This window comes from Asaia sp. BMEF1 (assembly GCF_051628905.1).
In the GTDB taxonomy this organism is placed as follows: Bacteria; Pseudomonadota; Alphaproteobacteria; order Acetobacterales; family Acetobacteraceae; genus Asaia.
Window position 1 is genome coordinate 871392 of record NZ_CP157575.1, and the last position, 22058, is coordinate 893449.

The following is a 22058-nucleotide window of genomic DNA, read 5'->3' on the forward strand; positions in this document are numbered from 1 at the left end:
ACATTCTTTCTCTTGCTCTCCCTCATCGGATTGAAACTTGCCCGCCTCGCCCCGGCGCCAGAAAGGCGCTGTTCCCCTTTGCGGCAAGCCTGCTAGTGTCAGGTTGCGCATCATCATGCACAATCTCAGGGTTGGGCTTCAGGGGGCACGTCCCGCCAAGAACGCCAGCCAGGAGGAGGTCACGACAGGAATACCCATGACGGAAAGCCTTACCCTCGATACCGCGACCCACACGCTGGCCGAACAACGCTGCTCAGACGCCATGCGACTGGGTAAGGACACGGTCGATCTGAGGCGGGTCAAATGCGATCCGAATTACTGGTATCCTGTCGCCTGGTCGCATGAACTCAAAAAGGGCAAGACCATCGCCACGCGCTTTGCAGGTCAGCCCATAGCCCTTGTCCGCCCGCAGGAGGGCAGCGTTTTCGCGCTCGAAGATCGCTGCGCGCATCGTCAGGTGCCGCTCAGCAAGGGCCGCGTCGAAGGCGAGGCCGTACAGTGCTGCTATCATGGCTGGGCCTATGGTCGCTCCGGGCGTTGCATCGACGTGCCCTATCTTGGAAAGGGCAAGCTGCCCAATGGCGTGCGCACCTATCCATGCCGCGAAGTCGAGGGGCTGATTTTTGTCTTTCCCGGCGACGCTGAAAAAGCCGAAACCACGCCCTTCCCCAAGCTCGGTTCGGTGGCCGATCCAGCCTACAAGACCCGGCGCTTCGGCGAAAAGGTGAAGTGCCACTACAGCTTCATGCATGAGAATTTGATGGATATGAACCATCAGTTCATGCACTCGAAGCAGATGGGCAAGATGAAGCCGCGCTATCTGGGTGGGGAGAACGAACCCCGCATGGTTGAAGCGCGCTACAGCTTCGCACGGGTGGGTGGCAAACAGCCCTGGGGTGAAGCGCTAATTTTCGGCGAACGCCGCGATGCGAGCGCCAAATTCGCCCATCGCGATGTCATGACCATTCGTACCGTCTATCCTTATCAGACGCTGCATATCCGCACCGGAGACGAACCGCCGGTCATGGATCTCTGGATCGTCTATGTACCGCAGGACGAAGACCATCTTACGTGCCGCGTTTTCGGTCTGCTCTCGATTCGTCGCCCCAAGCTGAAAGGGGCGCTGGAACTCGCCTGGCCGCTTCTGGTCGGCTTCACCAATCGTATCTTCGCAGAAGACCGCGAGATCGTTGAACTCGAGCAGAATGCCTGGCACGAACTGGGCGGTGACCGCAATCAGGAGGTCTTCCCGGTCATCAACGCGTTGCGCGATCTTTTGCGGCGTTCGGGTATCCAGCCGGACACTGCCGCTGCGGAGTGACTCTTTAGAATGAGCCTCTCGCTCGACGTCGCTCCCTATACGCTCCGCCCCCTCCGCGCCGATGATGGTGCGGCGGTGCATCGTCTGGTCAATGACTGGAGTGTGGTGCGTATGCTCAGCCACCTCCCCTTTCCCTACCCCAGAGAGTTGGCCGATCAGTGGATCATGAGCACCATCGATCGTCAGACCGCCGGCACAGCCTGGCACTTCGCGATCTGCGAGGATGACGCGCTGATCGGCTGCATCGGCCTGTCGCTCGGCCACCCCAATCAGGCCGCCAAGATCGGCTACTGGGTCGGTCGGTCCTTCTGGCAGAAAGGCGTTGCGACGGCATGCGTCCGCCCGGTTGTGGACTGGGCGTTCGATACGCTGCCCGTTTCGCGCATTCTCGCCGATGTCGCCGAAGATAATCTGGCCTCCATCGCGCTGCTAGAGCGAATGGCGTTTGTGCGCTCAGGCACGACCCGCGTTCCGTTTCTCTCACGCGGACCGGACCCATATCCCGTTTTGACCTATTGCCGCGAGCGTGAAACGAAAATGGCCGCCAACCGAACAGATACGGCAGCCTCACGCATTCTGCTCGTCGTTGCAGGCGTCCTGATTGACGGCGAAGGCCGTATCCTTCTGGCGCAACGCCCGCCGGGCAAGCCTCTCGCCGGTCTCTGGGAGTTTCCCGGTGGCAAGGTGGAGCCGCATGAGGCACCAGAACAAGCATTGATACGCGAAATGCACGAGGAACTCGGAATCGACATTGCGTCCGGTTGCCTGGCGCCCTTCACCTTCGTTTCGGAGAATATCGGCGCACGCCATCTGCTGATGCCGCTCTATGTCTGCCGGCGCTGGCGCGGACAGCCCTCTGGCAAAGAAGGGCAGGCGCTGGCCTGGGTGACGGCAGACCAGTTGGACGCCTACCCGATGCCCGCCCCAGACAGACCGCTCATCCCGTTACTCAAAGAGCTTTTACTGGGCTGACAGGACGATACAATGCTGGGGCAACCCGGCCTTGTCGGAGCGGAAAGTAAAGAGGCTGCCCGATTGCGGCTGGGCCGCAAGCGCCTGTTCCGACACGCCCTTGCGAGCCGTCGTCACATAGGCCGTCTTGCGATCATCGCCACCGAAACAGACCTTGGTCACATTGGCTGCTGGAATGCGGATAGCAAAACGCTCGGCCCCTTCCGGCGTAAAACTGCGCACGTGCCCGCCGCTCCAGGTCGAGCACCAGACGTTGCCATCGCAATCGGCCACCACGCCATCTGGGTAGCCCTCTTCTTCGGGAACTCGAACAAAGACCTGCTTGTTATCGAGCCCACCCTCAGCCGTGATATCGAACCGATAGATCACGCCGTTAGGTGTATCACAGGCGTAGAGATGCTTGCCGTCTGGCGAGACGGTCGGGCCGTTCGACACGACGTAGCCCGTATCGTGCTTCCTCAGTACGAACCCGCTCGCCTCATGCGTCACGCTGTAGAGCGAGCCGGAAGGCGCTTCTTCAGAATCGTCCATTGTGCCGAACCAGCCCCGTCCATGCAGATCGACGCAGCCATCGTTGAGACGATTGCCTGGCAGGTCTGTCTCCACATCGAGTGCCTTCGTGAAGCTGCCTTCCGTCGGGTCGAAGCGATAAAGTCCGTCGGGTAGCCCTGCAAGAAAGCTCCCATCGTCGACCGGCATGAGAAACGCCACCTTGCCCGGTGCCGCCCAATGACAGGCCTCACCCTGAACCGGGCTGAACCGATGCACCTTGCAGCCGTTAATATCGACGAAATAGACGGCTTTCTCACCAGAGATCCAGACGGGACCCTCACCAAGTTCGGCACGGACGTCGTATGCGCATGTCGCGCAAACCTCGCTATTGGGTTCGGCCATTTATGTTCTCCCGCGAAAAAGTCATCGATTACTAGAGGTTTAACGCAAGGCGACCCTGTATGGTTGTCGATGTTTTCATTCCTCCTCACCCAGAGGGACTTAGTCATGACTCCCACCGCCTGTCTTCTGATCATCGGCAACGAAATCCTGTCCGGTCACACGCAGGACGCCAATATCCGTTTCATCGCCTCGGGTCTGGCTCAGGCCGGGATCGCCCTGGAGGAGGTGCGCGTCATCCCCGACAAGGCGCGAAAGATCGTTGAAACCGTTGCGACCTGTCGTACCCAGTTCGATCACGTCTTCACGACGGGCGGGATCGGACCTACCCATGACGACATCACCGCAGGCTGCGTCGCCGAAGCCGTCGGGGTACCGTTAGAATGCCACGAAGAGAGCTTTCAGGCGCTCGAAACCTATTTGGGTAAGGAAAAATTCAACAAGGCCCGCCAGCGCATGGCCTGGTTGCCGCGCGGCGCTGTTCCGATACGCAATACGGTCTCGATCGCGCCGGGATTTACCATCACCAATGTTCACGTGATGGCGGGCGTGCCTTCGATCATGCAATCGATGTTTACAGCCCTGCTGCCTACGCTTGAAGGCGGTGCGCCACTCTGTTCGGTCGCCTGGCACGCAGATCTGCGCGAAGGGACGCTGGCGGAAGGGCTCGAGACCATACAGAACGATTTCCCCGAACTCGATCTTGGCTCCTATCCCTTCGAAAGGCCCGATGGCCGCAAAGGCGTGTCTCTTGTGGCCAAGGGCTATGACAGCGAAAAAGTCGAGGCCGCAGGTCAGCGCATCAAGACTCTGATCGGATCGCTCGGTGTGACGCCAATTGCGGGCGAACCAGCCCCCTGAGCTGCACCCCGCGCTGTATCCTGGCCTCCCTCATGAAACGACAAAACGCCCGACCTGACGGTCGGGCGTTTTGGACTGTTCATTTCAAAAAACAGGTCGCTTTGCTTGCGCCGCCCTAGAGCGATTCGCGCCCCATGGCGAGGAACTTCTCGCGACGCTTGGCGACGAGATTTTCACTTTCGAATGGCACAAGTTCTCCCAGCATATCGCCAATGGCATCGCCTACCGAGGCGATAGCCTCGTCAGGGAAGCGCTGCGCGCCACCGATCGGCTCTGGAATGATCCGGTCGATCAGGCGCAGCTTGAGCAGATCCTGAGCAGTGAGCTTCAGCGCCTCGGCAGCGGTCGATGCCTGCTTGGGGTCGCGCCACAAGATAGACGCAGCGCCTTCCGGGGCGATGACCGAGTAGATGGAATGTTCGAGCATGAGCACGCGGTCGCCCGCGCCCAGTGCCACAGCCCCGCCAGAACCGCCTTCGCCGATAATGATCGCAATCAGCGGCACAGGCGCGCGTAAGCAGCAATCGGTCGATCGGGCGATGGCCTGAGCCTGACCGCGCTCTTCGGCATCGATTCCCGGCCAGGCGCCTGACGTATCGATAAAGGTGAGAATCGGGAGACCGAAACGACCGGCCATTTCGACAAGGCGCTGCGCCTTGCGATAGCCCTCGGGCTTGGGCATGCCGAAATTGTGGCGCAGTCGCGACTCCATGTCGAAGCCGCGCTCTGTGCCGATCACCATAACGGCCTGACCGCGGAAGCGGGCGAGACCGCCAACAATGGCCTGATCGTCATGACCGAGGCGATCACCTGCGAGCGGCGTATATTCCTCGAGCAGCCCCTTGAAATAATCGAGGGCGCGAGGCCGCTGCGCGTGGCGCGCAACCATCACCTTCTGCCAGGGCGTCAGCTTGGTATAAGCCGCCCGAAGCTGCTTCTCCGCCTTGTCGGAGAGCTTGCCGATTTCGTCGGCGATGTTGATGCCTTCGCCGTCCTTCGCCATCTGACGAAGTTCGGCAATCTTGTTTTCAAGCTCGGCAACCGGCTTTTCGAAATCGAGATACTGACGCATGACCCGCCGATAGCACGGCTTCCATCCCGACAACAATCCGTTGCGTCACGAGACCGTCTCGTCGGAGAGCGGATGATGCTCCGTCAGCACCTGTCTGAGCCTCTCCTGGATCACATGCGTATAGATCTGGGTGGTCGCGATATCGGCATGGCCGAGCAGCATCTGTAATGCTCTCAGATCGGCCCCGCGCTCAAGCAGATGTGTGGCGAAAGAATGACGCAGCACATGCGGCGAGACCAGTTCGGGGTCGATATTGGCCCTGAGCGCAACCTGAAAAAGAATCTTGTCAAATCCCTGACGTGTAAGCGGCTTCGACGGGTTGCGCCCCGGAAAGAGATAGGGGCTATCGATATCACGGTCGTGGTGCAGCAGGGCGAGCGCGGCTTCCCTTGCCGCGTGGGATACGGGTATGAGCCGCTCACGCCCCCCCTTTCCCCGGATCAACACCATGGGAGCGTCACGGGTGAATACCCTTCCTGGCAAGGCGAGAAGCTCGGAAATACGCAACCCGGTCGTGTAGAGCAGTTCGAGAGCCGCACGGCTCACAAGGTCGCGTCGCGGGTCATCATGCCCGGTGCAGCCTTGATCGATCAGGGCCGTCACCTGATCCTGGGAGAGCAATCTGGGCAGGGCGCTTTGATGTCGTGGCATAGCCACAGTCTCGGTCGGGTCTGCGGCACACCACCCCTCCCTCAATGCAAAACGGAAGAACTGCCTGAGGCAGGAAAGCCGCCTCGCCGTGGTGCGCGACGAGAGCCCTGCCTGTGCCTGGACCGCGATATGGGCTGAGACCGCCGCTCGATCGGCGTTCAGAAGACTGCCGCCGCCCGTTGCGCGATGGCGCAGGAAGGCAACGAAATCCGCAAGATCCGTCGCGTAAGCCTGACGCGTGCGCAGGGCGGCATTACGCTCTGCAAGCAGCATTTCGAGAAAGGCCTCTGCCGCTGGCGGCAAAGCGCCTTCCCGTTTAGTGGAAGAACGGGTCTTCAGTGTTGAAGCGTCGGCGCCGCGACGGGTTCCGGCATGGCGGGAAGCGGCTGTCCGGCCTGCGGTGCTGCCTGAACCTGCGTCTGTGTCGCTGCAAACTGCGTACCGGGAAGTTCTTTATGCACGATGGTCTGAACCGGCAGGGGCGGGTTCATGCCCAGCTTCAGAAAAGCGCCGCCCAGACCGAGAACGAGCAGAACGAGAAGGGCGAGGGCGATCCTCGGAAAGCTCAACGTGGACATGGAGGCTCCTGAACGAAAGGCGCAAAAACGAGATTTCGACACGTAGCCGGACCCGCTCGGAGGTCTGGTCGGTGGCGAGCGGCTTTCCTGTATGTTAGCCTTGCATGAATGTCACGCCCCACGCTTTTTTCTGATCGAAACCGAACGATGACCGACCTGCCTGATCCCGCTACGGGATCGGTCTTCTCTCCTACCGTCTCTCCGCACGGCATCATCGTCCTTGTCGGGTTGATGGGCGCGGGAAAGACGACGATCGGCCGGCGCCTTGCTTCTCGACTCGGACTCGATTTCGTCGATGCGGATCAAGAGATCGAGCGGGCCGCAGGATGCACCATCGCGGAAATCTTCGCCCGTCACGGTGAACCCGCTTTTCGGGATGGGGAGCGTCGCGTGATCCAGCGCCTGCTGCAAGGCGCGCCCAAGGTGCTGGCCACCGGGGGGGGCGCGTTCATCGACGCCCAGACACGCAGACTCGTCAAGAAACATGCCCGCTCGATCTGGTTGCGCTGCCCGCTGCCTATTCTGGTCAAACGCGTCTCAGGGCGCACGGGGCGGCCGCTTCTCGACAAGGGCAATGTCGAGACAACCCTGGCGACGCTTCAGGCACAGCGTCACCCCATTTATGCAGAGGCCGATATCATCGTGGATTGTGGAGACGACAGCGTGGATCATGGCGCCCAGCGAATAATCGACTCCCTCGAGTCCCACGCGCATCCGCTCAGAGTGCCTGTCACGCTGGAAACGCATCAATATGAAGTGCTTATCGGTTCGGATCTGATCAGCCGCGCTGGCGCTTATCTGGCGCCGATCCTGCCGCAGAAGCGCGCCGTCATCATCACCGACGAGAACGTCGCGATTTTGCATCTTCCTCGCCTTGTGGCCGCTCTCGCCGAAACCGGCATCGAAGCGAAAGCCTTTGTCGTGCCTGTGGGCGAGGAATCGAAATCGCTCACGCGCTATGCGCAGCTCATCAACGATATTCTCGACCACGGTATGGAGCGGCGCACGACGGTCATCGGCCTTGGAGGAGGCGTAGTCGGTGATCTCTCGGGTTTCGTAGCGTCGAGCATTCTGCGCGGCGTGCCTTTCGTCCAGATCCCGACCACACTGCTTTCGCAGGTCGATAGTTCTGTGGGCGGGAAGACAGGCCTCAATGCACGCGCGGGAAAGAACCTGGTCGGCGCGTTTTATCAGCCGCAGATCGTTCTGGCCGACAGTTCCGCTCTGGCCACTCTCCCCCGCCGCGAACGCGTTGCGGGCTATGCCGAAATCGTCAAGGCTGGCCTGATCGCCGACCCGGAGCTTTTCGCCTGGTGCGAGACCCATGGGGCCGAGATACTGGACGGCGATCCGGCCGCGCTCGCCGAGGCGGTGCAGCGCGCCTGTGCCTTCAAGGCGCATGTGGTCATGGACGACGAGAGAGAAACCGCTGCCCAGGATGGCCGCGCCCTGCTCAATCTAGGCCATTCCTTCGGCCACGCCCTTGAAGCCCATTTCAACTATGACGGACGCCTTCTGCATGGTGAGGGCGTTTCGATAGGGCTCCATCTCGCTGCGGCGCTTTCGGTTGCCCTCGGCCACTGCCCCCAAAGCGACATGCAGCGCCTCGACGCGCATCTGCGCGGTCTGGGGATGCCCGCCGGACTTGACTGGTTCGACGAAACCCTGAGCGCAGGAGAACTTATCGGTTCCATGGCCCGCGACAAAAAAGTTCAGGACGGGCGGCTGTCTTTCGTGCTCATGCGCGGAATCGGCAAGGCGTTTACCAGTCGCGATGTTGAAATGGACACGGTGCGTGACGTTTTGGTGCAGGCGGGGTGCCGAGCGTAACCAAGGGGGGACAGATTCGCGATTTTCCTTACGAATCAGTCAGTCACCTCACGATCCGTTGATGATAAGAATCAGAAAAAACCCCGTTAGAACGGGGTGCTGCATAAGAAATTGTTAATTGGACGGAATGAAGTGTTGCAGTTTGGACACGGCTATTTCGTCTAATCGTCAAATACCCATGGAACTCACTTCCTGAACCGGAACTGACGGCTCTATACGCACTTATGCATCGCGCTGAGCCTGTTGTTGCTTCGCCTCTCCGGGGGCAACGACACAGGCTTGAATGGATGAATTTATGAGGACGAAACTAATGCGTCTCCGCACGGCACTTCTGGCCATGACGTCGATGGCAGCCGCCCCGACGATCGCCATGGCGAGCACCATCACCGGCCCGTATGTCAATATTGGCGGTGGCTACAATCTGGTTCAGCAGCAGCACGCTACCTTCTCGCCGACCACGCAGGCTGACGGTGGAAACGGCGCTGGCGGCAGCAGCTCGCGCTATCGCCACAAGGACGGCTTCACGAGCTTCGGTTCGTTCGGCTGGGGCTTCGGCAACGGTCTGCGCGCTGAAGTTGAGGGTGTCTACAACTACTCTCAGATCAACCATCGTCGCCCGACCTATGCGAACGGCACGACCAGCGGTTCCGACCAGTCCTACGGTGGCTTTGTCAACGTTCTGTATGACATCGATCTGGCCCAGTTCGGCATCAACCTGCCGATCACGCCGTTCGTCGGTGTCGGTGCAGGCTATCTGTGGCAGCACTACAACCCGATCACCACGTCCTACACCAATGGCGTGACCAATCGCGTTGGCGGCACGCAGGGTGGCTTTGCCTATCAGGGCATCGTCGGTGCAGCTTATGACATTCCGGGCGTTCCGGGCCTCGCAATCACCGGTGAATACCGCATGATCGGCCAGACCTTCTCGGAAGGCGCTTACCGCTCCACCACGTGGAACCGCAATGGTTCGGGCCTGCACAAGGGCAACGTGAACTTCGATGACCGTTTCAATCATCAGTTCATCGTCGGCCTGCGTTATGCCTTCGACACGGCTCCCCCGCCGCCGCCGCCGGCAGTGGTCGTCGTTCCGCCGGCAGTTCAGCCTGCTCGCACCTATCTGGTGTTCTTCGATTGGGACAAGTCGAACCTGACGGGCCGCGCTCGTGAGATCGTCGCCCAGGCAGCTCAGGCTTCAACGCACGTCCAGACGACGCGCATCGAAGTCAACGGCTACACCGACAACTCTGCTGCGCACCCCGGTGCTCGCGGCCAGAAGTACAACCAGGGCCTTTCGGTCCGTCGTGCACAGTCGGTCAAGGCTGAGCTGATCCGTGACGGCGTTCCTGCCGCTGCGATCGACATCCACGGCTATGGTGAGCAGCATCCGCTGGTCCCGACGGGTCCGAACACCCGTGAGCCGCAGAACCGTCGCGTCGAAATCATCCTTCGCTGATTTCGGCCTGATCTGAAGGTTGCTCAGGCAGGCTTCAGATTGGTTCAGAAAAGGCCCTTGGCAGTCATGCCAAGGGCCTTTTTCTTTACCTGCCAGCCATGCAATCAAAACATCTCATTACCAGAATGTAATCTGCTATAATGAAGTCGTGTCATTAATACCGCATTAAGGGACATTACCATGACCCGTATTTCTCATTTTGGCGACATGCCGAGCCTTCACCGCGCCTCGCTCGATGGGCGTCAGGGAGGCATAGGGCTTACAATGGGGGCTATGCTCGGAGGCCTGATTGCCTTGGGTACGATCGCTCTGCTTACGCTTTAAACGACGCTCGCACCGGCCCGCCACGGACGCCTGAGCTTTCCCAGCCCCAGCCAGTTTGAGCCTCAAGTCTGGCATCCGCCTCACCGCGTTTAAGCCCGCTTGAAGCAAAAAAAAGCCCCGGAAAATCCGGGGCTTGTCGCGGCGCAGAAGTCTTGCCCTTTGTCTCAAATCAGGTGCTGAGCCCAATCTGCTTGATATCGTGAAAAGCAAGGTCGGCGTTCATTTCGACCGTGCGACGCATCATGAAATTCGAGCTGGCGAGAAAAACCGGATCGCCATCGAGGTCGTCCGCCATCGCCGAGCGATTGACCATCGAGAACGTCTCGATCTTCGTCCGTTCGCCTGTCACCCAACGGGCAATCGTATAGGGCGTCGATTCAAAACCGATCGCGACACCGTATTCGCCCTGAAGACGCGATTGCAGCACATCAAGCTGTAGCGTGCCGACAACGCCCACAATCGGCGGGAGACCGTCCTGCGGGCGGAAAAGCTGCACAACGCCTTCTTCGGCAAGCTCAACCAGAGCCTGACGGAGCTTCTTGGCCTTCATGGCATCGTCCAGACGCACGCGCCGCAGAATTTCAGGGGCGAAGTGCGGCACGCCGGTAAAGCGCAGCTCTTCACTTTCCGACAATGTATCGCCGATACGCAGCGTCCCATGGTTGGGCAGCCCCACCACATCGCCTGCGAATGCCTCTTCAGCGAGCTGACGGTCACGCGCAAAAAAGAATTGCGGCGTATGAAGCGCAAACTGCTTGCCGGTACGCACATGCTTGAGACGCATGCCGCGTGTCAGCTTGCCCGAACAGATTCGGGCGAAGGCCATGCGATCACGATGGTTTGGATCCATATTGGCCTGGATCTTGAAGATCAGCGCCGTGACCTGTTCTTCATCGGCCTTTACTTCACGCGTCTCGCTGGGCTGTGCACGAGGCTCGGGTCCATAGGCGACCAGAGCGTCAAGAAGATCGGTCACGCCAATCTCCTTCATCGCACTGCCGAAAAAAACAGGGGTCAGATGCCCGGCATCGAACGACTCACGATCGAAGAGCGGCAAAGCGGCCTCAGCCAGCTCAAGTTCCTCCGACAGTGCGACCATCCGGGCATCGGACTGGGCGAGACCCGCAGCTTCACCGCGTATCTCACGCGTGCGCATGTCATAAGTCCCGGCAAAATGCCCGGCGCGCCCGATGGGCCATGTGGCAGGCGAGGTATCGAGCGCCAGTGTCGATGCGATCTCGTCAAGCAGCCCGAAACAATCCTGCGCCTCACGATCCATCTTGTTGATGAAGGTGACGATAGGAATATCGCGCAGTCGGCAGATCTCGAACAGCTTGCGCGTACGATCCTCGATCCCCTTTGCTGCATCGATAACCATGACGGCGCAATCGACGGCGGTCAGGGTGCGATAGGTATCTTCAGAGAAGTCCTCATGGCCTGGCGTGTCGAGCAGATTGAAGACGCAGCCGCCATATTCGAAGGTCATGACCGAGGTGACAACCGAAATGCCACGATCGCGCTCGATGCCCATCCAGTCCGATTTGGTGCGGCGGCGCTCGCCCTTGGCGCGCACATTGCCTGCAAGCTGAATGGCGCCGCCAGCGCGCAGGATACGCTCCGTCAGGGTCGTCTTACCGGCGTCGGGATGGGAAATGATGGCGAAGGTCCGGCGGCGCCGGATCTCGCTGGCAAGGCCGGTGGCAGAAACGGGGGCGGACGCGGCTTCGGACATCGAAAAAGACCTTCGGTAAACGGCAAATACCTGAAACGACAAATGCCGGACCGGGGGTGAACCCGATCCGGCATTGGCCAGAAACACCCGGTAGGAAAACCGGAGTTTAGCGCGAGTAGAACTCGACCACGAGGTTCGGTTCCATCTGCACGGGGTAAGGCACATCGGACAGACGCGGGCTGCGAACGAACTTGCCCTTCATCTGGCGATGATCGACCTCGATGTATTCCGGCACGTCGCGCTCAGCGGACTGGGCGGCGTCAAGAACAACAGCAAGCTGCTTGGACTTTTCGCGCACTTCGATCACGTCGCCATCGCGAACCAGATACGAAGGGATGTTCACCTTGCGGCCATTGACCGTCACGTGACCGTGGTTCACGAACTGACGGGCAGCGAACGGGGTGATCGCGAACTTGAGGCGGTAGATCACCGCATCCAGGCGACGCTCCAGCAGGTCGATCAGGTTCTCCGACGTATCGCCCTTGCGACGCACGGCCTCATCGTAATACTTGCGGAACTGCTTCTCGCTGATGTTGCCGTAATAGCCCTTGAGCTTCTGCTTGGCCATCAGCTGGATCGAGAAGTCGGAGGGCTTCTGCTTGCGGCGCTGGCCATGCTGACCGGGGCCGTATTCCCGCTTGTTGACCGGCGACTTGGCGCGGCCCCACAGGTTTACGCCCAGACGGCGATTGATTTTATACTTGCTTTCTTGGCGCTTGCTCATGTGCAAGAACTCGCTTCGACTTCGGGCTGCCCTATGCTGCGTGGCAACCGCATGTTGCACCGGTAGGCCTTTCCCCTAATTAGGAAAGACGGGCGCATCCCTCGAACCGCAACCTCGGAATGCAGATCCCGGTCTGGTTACGGCCGGAATGTCCACGTTCCCGGCAATAGCGGCGGCAGGTATAGAACCCGCCCTGCCCTGTCAATCGAAATCGGCCCGAAGCCTCTGAAACAGCGCTTCAGGGAACGAAGCCCAAGCTGATACGTCAGCAAAAACAGGACATGCAATGCGTGTGCATCCCGTTCCATGCGCAGACACGCCAGAAGGAGCCTTTATCATGGCCATTTTCAAATTCAATCGCGCTGCGGGGCGCAAGCTCAACGACAAGGCGGAAATCGAAGCGATCAATCCGGCGGGCGCCCCTGCCCCACGCGCGCCCCATGAAAGCCTGATCAAGCGAGCCTTCAAACAATACGGCCTGTCACAGCTTTCAGTGTCTCATATTACAGTGCGGGATACGACCGTCGCGGTCAAAGCAAAGGCGGAAAACGCCGCAGAACGCGACGCGATCATTCTGGCCGCCGGCAATATCGCGGGGATCGACACGGTCCATGCCGACATCACCGTGCCCGAGGGCACACCTGACCCCGTCTTCCATCAGGTGGCCCCCGGTGAAACCCTGGCCGCCATAGCCGAAAAGACCGATGTCGACGTCACGGCTCAGGATCTGCACGAGGCCAATAAGGACGAGCTGGCCCATAGCGAAGGCGTTTATCCGGGGCAGACCATTCGTATCCCGGAAGCCTGAGCCGCCGCTTCAGGCCGGATCGACGAGCCCGTTCGAGAAAACGGGCTCAGCATCATGCAGCTTGCGCCTGAACGTTATAACGAGGCGGATCGATAGCATGAGCGCGAGAATACCCAGCCCGGTGGCCAGCCCGATCCACAATCCGACCGCACCGTAGCCGCCTTTGAACGCAAGCCAGTCGCCCCCGAAAATCGACACCGGCACATAGGTCAGCACCATCAGGACCATCGGCATGAAGGTATCGTGACAGCCGCGCAAAGCGCCTGAACATACACACTGAACACCGTCCAGAATCTGGAAGACACCCGCAATCTTGAGCAGCGACACGGCAATGGGCATGACCTTGGCCGCATCTGCGCTCAGTGCATCGAGATAGAACCCGGCAATATACTCAGGAAAGAACAGCAGGATCGTCGCCGTAAAACTGGTCCAGACGAGAACCAGAAGCATCGCCGCAATCGTCGATCGCAGGGCGGCGCGTGGAGAACCCGCACCCAGCCAGTAGGCAACACGGATATTCACGGCCTGAGACACCGCCAGGCTGATCATGAAAGCTGTGCTCGTGACGCTCAGCGCGATCTGATGTGCCGCAGACGAGACAGCCCCCAAAGCGCCAGCGTGAAGCCCCGTCATCTGAAAGGCGAGCAGCTCCGCGCCCGTCGCACCCATCATCGGCAGACCGAGACGCAGCATCTCGCCCATGGCCCGCGGGTCGGGGCGTGACACACGAAGATGACGCTTCAGATGCGCCTGACGACGCGCCAGCACTACAAGAAGGAGCGCTACTGACCAGCCTGTCACTATGGTGGCGCAGGCTGATCCCCAGAGCCCCATTTCCGGCAGGCCGAACCTTCCATGGATCAGCCCTGCATTCAGAAAGCCATTCATCACGGCCATGCCCGGCATTGTCCAGAGCAGCAGCCGCTCACTGCCAAAGGCTGGCAGGATAATCCGCAACAATCCGATGATCACCAGATTGGGCAGGAGCGCCCAAAGTAGCAAGTGCATGAAGCGACTGCCCTGCATGACGATCTGCGATGGTTCGTTGAAAAATGCCAGCAGCGAGCCTGCGGGCAACAGAATAGCGAGAACGGGCAGACAGAGCAGAACCGCAAGAACCACACCCGACGAGACGATGCCCGAAAGATCCTCCAGCGTATCCTGCGCCGCAAAGGCACGCCCTCTTGCCCGCGAGATCAGGATACTCGCGCCGCCGAGCGCCGCCTGAAAGGTGATGAAAGTACAGAAAAAAAGATTGGTGGTCATGCCACCTACGGCGAGTGCAGTCGCACCCAGGCCGCCGAGAAGCACCGTATCGGTCACGTTCATGGCCATCTCGCTCAGCTGCGAAAAACTGAGTGGCGCGGCGATCCTGACCAGCGCGCGCAGATGCTGGCCCCAATGCGGCACCGTGATGGAAGAGCGAAGTTCTGTCATGATGTTCTGCTTATACCACCAAGGGCAGAAAACCAGCGTTCCGAGGCGTAAAATAGAGTTGCGCTGGGCGCAGGGCTGACGCATCTACTCTGGATTATGGCCAGCCCTTCCTATTCCCTGTCCCTTCATGACAGCCAGACACGGCAGAAACAGGTTTTCACGCCGTTGGATCCTGCCAATGTGCGCGTCTACTACTGTGGGCCCACAGTGTACGACGCTGTGCATATCGGCAATCTGCGCGCCATGCTCAGCGCCGACATCCTCGTGCGCCTTCTGCGGCGGCTCTATCCGAGGGTCACTTTCGTCCGTAACATCACGGATGTGGATGACAAGATCACCGCACGCGCGCAGCAGAATGGAGAAGACATCGCGAGCCTGACGGCACGCACGACCACTGCCTTTCATGAGGATGTGGCCGCGCTCGGTGTTCTGCCACCCGATATCGAACCGCGCGCCACGCACCATATCGACGACATGCTGAGCATGATCGCCCAGCTCGTCGCCAATGGCCACGCCTATGAGGCAGAAGGTCATGTGCTCTTCGCCGTCGATCGCTGCGCCAGCTATGGCAGTCTTTCGGGGCGCAGTCCCGATGATCTTCTGGCAGGCGCACGGGTCGAGGTGGCGCCTTACAAGCGCCATCCGGGTGATTTCGTGCTGTGGAAGCCCTCGTCGCCCGAGCAGCCCGGATGGGACAGCCCCTATGGGCGCGGTCGGCCCGGCTGGCATATCGAGTGCTCGGCAATGTCGCACCGCTATCTCGGCGCCAGTTTCGACATTCATGGCGGCGGCGACGATCTGATGTTCCCTCATCATGAAAACGAACGCGCCCAGTCGCTGTGCTGCCATCCCGGCAGCAGCTTCGCGCGCTACTGGCTGCATAATGCCATGCTGCTCTCCAACGGCGAGAAAATGTCCAAATCTCTGGGCAATTTCTTCTCCATACGCGAGGTCCTTACGCATGCGCCCGCCGAGGCCCTGCGTCTGCTCATTTTAGGCACGCATTACCGCTCGGTACTCGACTTCACGTGGGAAAAGCTGGACGAGGCCAAGCGCATTCTCGACCGTTTCTATCGCGCGCTGGAGAAAACTCCGACTGGCGTTACCGGCCCTGTGCCGGACGCTTTCATGCAGGCCCTGTGCGACGATATGAACACGCCGCTTGCCCTAGCCTGCCTGCACCCCCTTGCCGATGCAGCGCTCGGTGGTGACGCGCAGGCGTCTGCTTCACTCAAGGCGTGCGGTGCCCTTATCGGCCTTCTCGAGGCCACGCCGGATGAGTGGTTTCGCTCGGGCTCCGATGAGGCTGCCATCGATGCGCTGATTGCCCAGCGTGTCGCCGCAAAAAAAGCCCGCGACTTCGCGCTTGCCGACAGCATCCGCAGTCAACTTGCCGAACAGGGAATTATTCTTGAAGACACTGCCCAAGGCACGACATGGAGGCGCGCATGACCGGACGTGACGGCGGTGCCGATATCGGGCCGATCGGGGAATTCAGCCCCGTGGTTATTCTCGTCCGTCCGCAATTGGCCGAAAATGTCGGCACAACGGCGCGGGCCATGGCCAATGGCGGGCTGTTTCACCTGCGTCTGGTCGCCCCGCGTGATGGTTGGCCACAGGAACGTGCGTGGTATGCCTCATCAGGCGCCGATCGCATTCTCGATGCGGCGCAGGTTTTCGATACCGTTGATGAGGCGGTGGCCGATCTACACCACGTCATGGCCACCTGCCCGCGCCCGCGCCATATCGTGAAAACGGTCATGACCGCCCGCGGCGCCGCATCGGAGCTTCGCGCCATTGCCGATCGGGGACTCAAGGCCGGGTTGCTCTTCGGCCCAGAACGCGCCGGGCTCGATAATGAGGACATGGCGCGCGCGGATGTGTTGATACGCTATCCTCTCAACCCTGATTTCATGTCGCTCAACCTTGCCCAGGCCGTCTTGATCATGGCGTATGAATGGTGGATGGCCTGCGAGACCACGCCGCCGCGCACGCTCATGACCAACGAAACCCACGTGGCGACGAAAAGCGAGCTGGAGAATTTTCTCGGTCATCTGACACGCGATCTGGATGAATGCGGTTTTCTGCGCAACGAGCAGAAGCGCCCCGGGATGGTGCGCAATTTGCGCCACCTCTTCCAGCGCGGCGAGGTGACTGAGCAGGAGCTGCGTACCATGCACGGTGTCGTCACCGAATTGTCCAATGGCCGCAAAGCCCGTCAGCAATAGGTCTCAGACGATGTTCACCTGCGTCCATCACATCGCGATCATCGCGTCCGATTATCAGAAGTCGCGCGCCTTCTATACCGAGATCCTCGGCTTTCGCATCATACGAGAGGTATGGCGTGCCCAGCGGCAGTCATGGAAATGCGACATCGCCATCGGCGACACGCAGATCGAGCTGTTCTCTTTTCCGACACCGCCCTCGCGCCCGACACAACCTGAAGCTGCCGGGCTGCGCCATCTCGCGTTCGGCGTCGATAACATGCAGGAAGCGGTGGAGCATCTTGAGAAACATAATGTGGCCTGCGAGCCGGTGAGGACCGACCCCTACACGGGCAAACTCTATACGTTCTTCAGCGATCCAGACGGCCTGCCTCTGGAACTCTACCAGAGTTGATCCAAGACTCGCCGCCAGGCGGCATTACGCCCTGTCAGACGACCCGCTCCTCCTCACGGGCGTAGTATTCCGACAGAGGTGGCGCGACTTCCTCCAGCGAGCGATTTTCCGCATCCACGCCCCAGATCCAGGCGACGGCGCTAGCGATCAGCATCAGGATCGCTGCGATCATGTAGCCCATGACAAGCAGGGACAGCCTTCCGGTGCCAATCAGATGGCCGAAAATGACGGGGGCTGCGACCCCACCGAAAAGCGTGCCGACCGCATAGAAAACCGCGATTGCAAAAGCCCGCATTTCGAGGGGGAAAAGCTCGCTGGCGGTCAGATAGGCCGATGAGGCAGCCGCCGAAGCAAAGAAGAAGATACCGCACCAGGAGAGCGTCTGACTGGCGGCGGTCAGGGCGTGAGTGCCCATGGCATAGGCCACTGCGATCATGAGTACGCCGGATATGGCGTAGCTCAGCCCGATCATGCGCCTGCGGCCCCAGGTGTCGAACCAGCGCGCAAGAATAAGCGGGCCGAAAAGATTACCGATGGCCAAAGGCAGAATATACCAGCCGACCGCACGCGGTGATACGCCATGATATTTCGTCAGGACCATGCCGTACGTGAAGAACACGGCGTTATAGAGAAACGCCTGAGAAATCATCAGAACAAGAACATAGAGCGAGCGCCCCCGATAGCGCTGGACCATGATCCTGATCATTTCAGCCGGGCTGAACACGCCCGCCGGATAGATCAGGACAGTGGGCAGCTTCTCTCCCCAGCCGCCCTCGGGTTCGACGCAATGAGATTCCACTTGGCTCACGATGGCAGCGGCCTCTTCAACACGACGATGGGTCATGAGCCATCTCGGGCTTTCCGGCACGAAGGTACGCAGGAAAAGCACTGCGACACCGAGGAGTGCCCCGAGCGCAAAAGCAACGCGCCACGCGAGCCAGATCGGGATGATCGCGGAGTTGAGCAGCCAGACCGAGCCGAGCGCACCGAAAGCAGCACCAGCCCAGAATGTGCCGTTGACCATCACGTCCACACGGCCACGCAGACGCGCCGGGACGAGTTCGTCAATGGCGGAGTTGATGGCGGAATACTCGCCGCCGATGCCCATGCCGGTCACGAAACGGGCAACGGCGAAGCTGGTCAGATTCCATGACAGCGCCGAGGCGCCGACGCCAACCACATAAAGAGCGAGGGTGAGAAAGAAGATCTGCTTGCGTCCCAGTTGGTCGGTCATCCAGCCAAAGACCAGCGCCCCCAGAACCGCCCCTGCAACATAGGAGGATGAGGCAAACCCTATGCCGTCGGCAGAGAGGCCGAGGGTGTCGCCGCGCTGAAGCGAGGGCGCGAGCGAGCCGATGATCGTCACTTCCAGCCCGTCGAGGATCCAGGTGATCCCGAGTGCCACGACGATCAGCATATGGAACCGCGACCAAGGCAGCCGGTCGAGCCGGGCGGGAATATCCGTCTCTATGGGTCTGCTATGGTCCTTTTCACGGGGCCTTGCCTCTCGGGCACTGAAAAGCTGCAAAGGGCCGACCTCTCTTCTATTACAAAATATTTACTCTTTCCTATCCACTCTGACGCGCGGAGGCGGCAAGGGTTTGCCGCCTCACAATTCCCTGAGCGGCCTTCTCTTATTTCGCGCTGAACCAACGACGACGGATGGCGCGCCGAACGATCAGCAAGCCGACCACTACGAGGGGCGCCCAGACCAGGGCCTGGATCAGAAAATCCCACAAATCTGCAAGAGTGTCGGAGAAGAGAGCACCGCTTTCCCTCAGGCTCCTGCGCAAGGGGCCGAGATTTTCATGAGCGGATTCATAGGTGACATCGACCTCTTCCGTCTCGACCCGACGCGACAGATCCTGTTTTTCACGGGCCACGCTCTCCAGCTCCGTCTGAGCATCGGAGAGTTCTTTCGCCACCTTGATCAGATCGTCGGTCTTGCCCGCACTCTGGCCCTCAAGCGCCTCCAGGCGGTCCCTGTAGGCAGTCATCTGGACGATGCGGCGATCGACGTCGGTAATCTCGTCATGCAGATCACGCTGGCTGGTGCGAAGCTGTTGGGTCACCACCTTGCCTGCGGGCTCGCCCGGCAGCGGAGCCGCCGCGACGGCTAGAAACGACGCGACCCTGTCATGAGGAAGGCGCGCAGAGAGTCTGGCCGTGCGTCTGTCGCTTTCGGGCCCGCTTCCCTCTGTGTCTTCCGACGCTGAAACCAGCTCGCACCCGGCTTGAGCAAGGCAGTCATCGCGCAGTTTCTCCAGATGGGCGCCGACCTTGTCTGACGCGACAATCAGGGAGAGACTATGCTCATAGGCAATCGAGCCCGGACCCGTTTTACGACTGCCTGCGAAGCTGGCAACTCGCGGTATCATGCTCAGCATGGCAGGCTGTGAGATCGAGTCAGAGCTTGCTTCGGTGCCCGCCTGACCGGCATGCCGATGCTTGCACCCACCCAGAGCGACAACGACCAGGCCGAGTGTCGCCATGCCAGCAATACGGATCGGGACGTACCTTGTAGCCTGTCTCACCATCATCTTGTTCCTTTGCCGCAATGGAGGAAACAGGGTCCTGACAGTACTTTGTTGTGAAGGTCAGGCGGGAATGAGGCTGAATTGAGATGTTCAGGGCCCTTGCCTGCTGGCACAGCGCCTCTTCAAACTTATCCCCAGATTCGAGGAACAACTCTGCGGATCAGCCTGTGCATAAGCTGTTGATGGCAGAGGATAGTTTACGCCGGAGACAGATTGGATCGATCCACATGACAGGTGTGGGCCGATCCGAAAGGTTTGAAAAATCAGGAAGCGCGGGCGCTCAGCGAGGCCAGGAGTTTGCCCATCACAAGCTCGGGCGTACCCGCACTATCCACAGTGATGACATTCTCATCCTTGCCGGGGGGCTCCAGTGTCGCAAGCTGGCTCGGCAGGAGGCTCGGAGGCATGAAATGGCCAATGCGCTGTTTCAGGCGCTCTGCAATCGTGCGTTCGCTGGTCTCAAGATATACAAAGGTGACGTTGAGCCCATTACGCAGCGTATCCCGGTATTTGCGCTTCAGCGCCGAACAGGTCAGCACGCCGCCGCTCTGCGCGTGCATTTTCAGCCATTCGTGACAGATCTGGAGCCAGGGCGCCCGGTCGGCGTCGTCAAGCGGGATACCGCTATGCATCTTGGCGACATTTGCCGCCGGGTGCAGATCGTCGCCTTCCTGAAAGGGCGTACCGAAATGATCGGCAAGCCCCTGTGCCACGGTGGTCTTGCCGCAGCCCGAGACACCCATGACAACATAGAGGCCCGTACCGGCCTGAGCGGTCGCGGCGCTCATGCCTTCAGCCTCTGCAAACCCGAGGCACCGGCAACCAGCACTTCGGAAGTGATATCCAGAAACAGGCCATGATCCACCACACCGGTGATCGAAATAATGTGATCGGCGAGCGCACGAGGGTCTTCGATACGCTCGTAATCGCAATCGATAATGATGTTGTGGTTATCGGTCATGTACAGTGAGCCATCGTCATTACGGCGCGGCACACAGGTTTTGGCCCCTGTCTTGCGCAGAAGGTTCTCGACACGCTCCCAGCCCCAGGGGATGATCTCGACCGGGACGGGCATATGTGTACCCAGATCGGTCACGATCTTGCTCTCATCCACGATTACGATGAATTTGCGTGCTGACACCGCCACGATCTTCTCGCGCAAAAGCGCGCCACCGCGACCTTTTATGAGAAAGAGCGAGCCTGTCTGAACTTCGTCAGCACCATCGATGGCGACGTCGAGATAGGGGTCATCGGCAAAATTGGTGATGGGGATATTCAGGCTCTGCGCCTGGGCCGCGCTGGCTTCCGAAGTCGGTATCGCACGTATCTTGAGGCCTTCACGACGCACACGCTCGCCAAGAGCGTCAATCATGAATTTAGCGGTGCTACCCGTGCCGAGCCCGACCGCCATGCCATCCTGAATGTAGGAGATCGCATGGGTCGCGGCTTCGCGTTTCAGCTCCGCCACGCGAGCGGCGGCATCTTGTGTACTCTCAGCCATTCTGAAGTCCTCCTGCGGCGGCCTTGTCAACCAGGAAAACAACCTCACCTTCCGAGGTGATATGCGATGCCGGAAGCGAGTCATCGCCACCGCGCACACGCGCCAGCATCTCGGCCTTGCCCTCGCCTTCGATCAGAAAGACCACGCTGCGGCTGGAATGAATCGCCGGATAGGTAAGCGAAACACGATCATGTGGGGCGTTATCGGGCGTGCAGGCGGCAACCCATTTCGTCTTTTCCTGCAGGATCGGTTGGCGCGGAAAGAGCGACGCCGTGTGGCCGTCGGGGCCCATGCCCAGCATGACGACATCGAAAAGCGGCTTGCCGGGGGTCAGGTGGTGACTGCCATACAAATCCTGCAACGCGTTCTGATACCAGACCGCATCCTGTTCGGCCGTACCGTCGGCAGGGATCGGGTGTGCGTTTTCGGCAGGCAGATTGACATGCTCGAGCAGAAGCTCGTCGGTCATGCGGTAATTGCTGTCTTCATGGGTGAATGGGACGTGGCGATCGTCACCGAAGAAAATATGCGTGCGACGCCACGGGAATTTCGACGCGTATTCCGGCTCGGCCATGATCTTGAACAGACGCTTGGGCGTCGACCCGCCCGACAACGCCACGACGAAAGGTCCGTCGGTCTTGGCCAGAGCCTGGTCCAGCAGCCACTGGGCCATCTTCCGGGCGACGGCTTCACCGTCCTCCAGAACGACCACGCGGGCTGAAGTTACATCATGTCCACTCATCT

22 protein-coding genes are annotated in these 22058 nt (G+C 60.1%); 10 read left to right on the top strand and 12 right to left on the bottom strand.

Features of this window, described 5'->3' with window-relative positions; translation table 11 throughout:
* Positions 1–262 precede the first annotated feature (262 nt).
* Positions 263–1321, top strand: coding sequence for a Rieske 2Fe-2S domain-containing protein (locus tag ABHV46_RS03815; RefSeq protein WP_408870602.1), 1059 nt, complete (start codon positions 263–265; stop codon positions 1319–1321).
* Positions 1322–1330: 9 nt separating this feature from the next.
* Entirely contained in the window at positions 1331–2293 is a 963-nt protein-coding gene (locus ABHV46_RS03820) for a bifunctional GNAT family N-acetyltransferase/(deoxy)nucleoside triphosphate pyrophosphohydrolase (protein ID WP_438382815.1), read from the top strand.
* Here ABHV46_RS03820 and ABHV46_RS03825 read toward each other — a convergent pair.
* Positions 2282–3187, bottom strand: a complete 906-nt coding sequence (locus tag ABHV46_RS03825) for an SMP-30/gluconolactonase/LRE family protein (protein WP_438382817.1) — start codon at positions 3185–3187, stop codon at positions 2282–2284. The genes ABHV46_RS03820 and ABHV46_RS03825 overlap by 12 nt on opposite strands.
* Before the next feature lie 105 nt (positions 3188–3292).
* Here ABHV46_RS03825 and ABHV46_RS03830 point away from each other — a divergent pair, with 105 nt between their 5' ends.
* Positions 3293–4045 (top strand): competence/damage-inducible protein A, encoded by a 753-nt coding sequence (locus ABHV46_RS03830; protein ID WP_438382819.1) that lies wholly within the window; start codon positions 3293–3295, stop codon positions 4043–4045.
* Between the two features lie 115 nt (positions 4046–4160).
* Here ABHV46_RS03830 and ABHV46_RS03835 read toward each other — a convergent pair whose 3' ends face one another.
* The 3 genes from ABHV46_RS03835 to ABHV46_RS03845 all read right to left on the bottom strand — a co-directional run bounded on the left by ABHV46_RS03835 (position 4161) and on the right by ABHV46_RS03845 (position 6346).
* Entirely contained in the window at positions 4161–5117 is a 957-nt protein-coding gene (locus ABHV46_RS03835) for an acetyl-CoA carboxylase carboxyltransferase subunit alpha (RefSeq protein ID WP_336944968.1), read from the bottom strand.
* A 45-nt stretch (positions 5118–5162) separates the two neighbouring features.
* Complete coding sequence (locus tag ABHV46_RS03840; RefSeq protein WP_438384233.1) at positions 5163–6041, bottom strand: tyrosine recombinase; 879 nt, start codon at positions 6039–6041, stop codon at positions 5163–5165.
* Positions 6042–6103: 62 nt separating this feature from the next.
* Positions 6104–6346, bottom strand: coding sequence for a hypothetical protein (locus ABHV46_RS03845; protein ID WP_336944965.1), 243 nt, complete (start codon positions 6344–6346; stop codon positions 6104–6106).
* Positions 6347–6493: 147 nt separating this feature from the next.
* On the opposite strand from ABHV46_RS03845, the gene aroB reads away from it, so the two are divergent.
* The 3 genes from aroB to ABHV46_RS03860 all read left to right on the top strand — a co-directional run bounded on the left by aroB (position 6494) and on the right by ABHV46_RS03860 (position 9956).
* Positions 6494–8176: a 3-dehydroquinate synthase gene (aroB, locus tag ABHV46_RS03850; protein WP_438382822.1), complete on the top strand. Its 1683-nt coding sequence runs from the start codon at positions 6494–6496 to the stop codon at positions 8174–8176.
* A gap of 310 nt (positions 8177–8486) precedes the next feature.
* The gene (locus tag ABHV46_RS03855) at positions 8487–9632 is read left to right on the top strand and encodes an OmpA family protein (RefSeq protein WP_336945272.1); all 1146 of its coding nucleotides are present in this window, start codon (positions 8487–8489) and stop codon (positions 9630–9632) included.
* Positions 9633–9812: 180 nt separating this feature from the next.
* Positions 9813–9956 carry a hypothetical protein gene (locus tag ABHV46_RS03860; protein WP_438382824.1) on the top strand — a complete coding sequence of 48 codons (144 nt, stop codon included), beginning with the start codon at positions 9813–9815 and terminating at the stop codon, positions 9954–9956.
* Between the two features lie 169 nt (positions 9957–10125).
* Here ABHV46_RS03860 and ABHV46_RS03865 read toward each other — a convergent pair whose 3' ends face one another.
* Together ABHV46_RS03865 and rpsD are read right to left on the bottom strand one after the other, a co-directional pair.
* On the bottom strand, positions 10126–11688 hold the full coding sequence (locus ABHV46_RS03865; protein WP_438382826.1) for a peptide chain release factor 3: 1563 nt from the start codon (positions 11686–11688) through the stop codon (positions 10126–10128).
* Positions 11689–11794: 106 nt separating this feature from the next.
* The gene (gene rpsD, locus ABHV46_RS03870; RefSeq protein ID WP_025841209.1) at positions 11795–12412 is read right to left on the bottom strand and encodes a 30S ribosomal protein S4; all 618 of its coding nucleotides are present in this window, start codon (positions 12410–12412) and stop codon (positions 11795–11797) included.
* 337 nt (positions 12413–12749) lie between these two features.
* Between rpsD and ABHV46_RS03875 the strand changes: the two genes are divergently transcribed.
* Positions 12750–13220, top strand: coding sequence for a LysM peptidoglycan-binding domain-containing protein (locus ABHV46_RS03875; protein ID WP_438382829.1), 471 nt, complete (start codon positions 12750–12752; stop codon positions 13218–13220).
* A gap of 9 nt (positions 13221–13229) precedes the next feature.
* Here ABHV46_RS03875 and ABHV46_RS03880 read toward each other — a convergent pair whose 3' ends face one another.
* Positions 13230–14657 (bottom strand): MATE family efflux transporter, encoded by a 1428-nt coding sequence (locus ABHV46_RS03880; protein ID WP_438382831.1) that lies wholly within the window; start codon positions 14655–14657, stop codon positions 13230–13232.
* A 96-nt stretch (positions 14658–14753) separates the two neighbouring features.
* Here ABHV46_RS03880 and cysS point away from each other — a divergent pair, with 96 nt between their 5' ends.
* From cysS to gloA2, 3 genes are read left to right on the top strand one after another with little or no spacing between them, the layout of a single operon-like run.
* Positions 14754–16109, top strand: a complete 1356-nt coding sequence (cysS, locus tag ABHV46_RS03885) for a cysteine--tRNA ligase (RefSeq protein WP_438382833.1) — start codon at positions 14754–14756, stop codon at positions 16107–16109.
* The gene (locus tag ABHV46_RS03890) at positions 16106–16885 is read left to right on the top strand and encodes an RNA methyltransferase (RefSeq protein WP_438382835.1); all 780 of its coding nucleotides are present in this window, start codon (positions 16106–16108) and stop codon (positions 16883–16885) included. The genes cysS and ABHV46_RS03890 overlap by 4 nt, the downstream gene beginning before the upstream one ends.
* A 10-nt stretch (positions 16886–16895) precedes the next feature.
* Complete coding sequence (gene gloA2, locus ABHV46_RS03895; protein ID WP_438382837.1) at positions 16896–17276, top strand: SMU1112c/YaeR family gloxylase I-like metalloprotein; 381 nt, start codon at positions 16896–16898, stop codon at positions 17274–17276.
* A gap of 34 nt (positions 17277–17310) precedes the next feature.
* On the opposite strand, the gene ABHV46_RS03900 is transcribed toward gloA2, so the two are convergent.
* The 5 genes from ABHV46_RS03900 to pgl all read right to left on the bottom strand — a co-directional run bounded on the left by ABHV46_RS03900 (position 17311) and on the right by pgl (position 22056).
* Positions 17311–18693: an MFS transporter gene (locus tag ABHV46_RS03900; RefSeq protein ID WP_438384237.1), complete on the bottom strand. Its 1383-nt coding sequence runs from the start codon at positions 18691–18693 to the stop codon at positions 17311–17313.
* Between the two features lie 217 nt (positions 18694–18910).
* Positions 18911–19816: a DUF4349 domain-containing protein gene (locus ABHV46_RS03905; RefSeq protein WP_438382840.1), complete on the bottom strand. Its 906-nt coding sequence runs from the start codon at positions 19814–19816 to the stop codon at positions 18911–18913.
* Positions 19817–20076: 260 nt separating this feature from the next.
* Positions 20077–20601: a gluconokinase gene (locus tag ABHV46_RS03910; protein WP_336944954.1), complete on the bottom strand. Its 525-nt coding sequence runs from the start codon at positions 20599–20601 to the stop codon at positions 20077–20079.
* On the bottom strand, positions 20598–21314 hold the full coding sequence (rpiA, locus tag ABHV46_RS03915) for a ribose-5-phosphate isomerase RpiA (RefSeq protein ID WP_336944952.1): 717 nt from the start codon (positions 21312–21314) through the stop codon (positions 20598–20600). The genes ABHV46_RS03910 and rpiA overlap by 4 nt, the downstream gene beginning before the upstream one ends.
* A complete protein-coding gene (gene pgl / locus ABHV46_RS03920; protein ID WP_336944951.1) occupies positions 21307–22056 on the bottom strand; it encodes a 6-phosphogluconolactonase in 750 nt (249 codons plus the stop codon). The genes rpiA and pgl overlap by 8 nt, the downstream gene beginning before the upstream one ends.
* Positions 22057–22058: the final 2 nt, after the last annotated feature.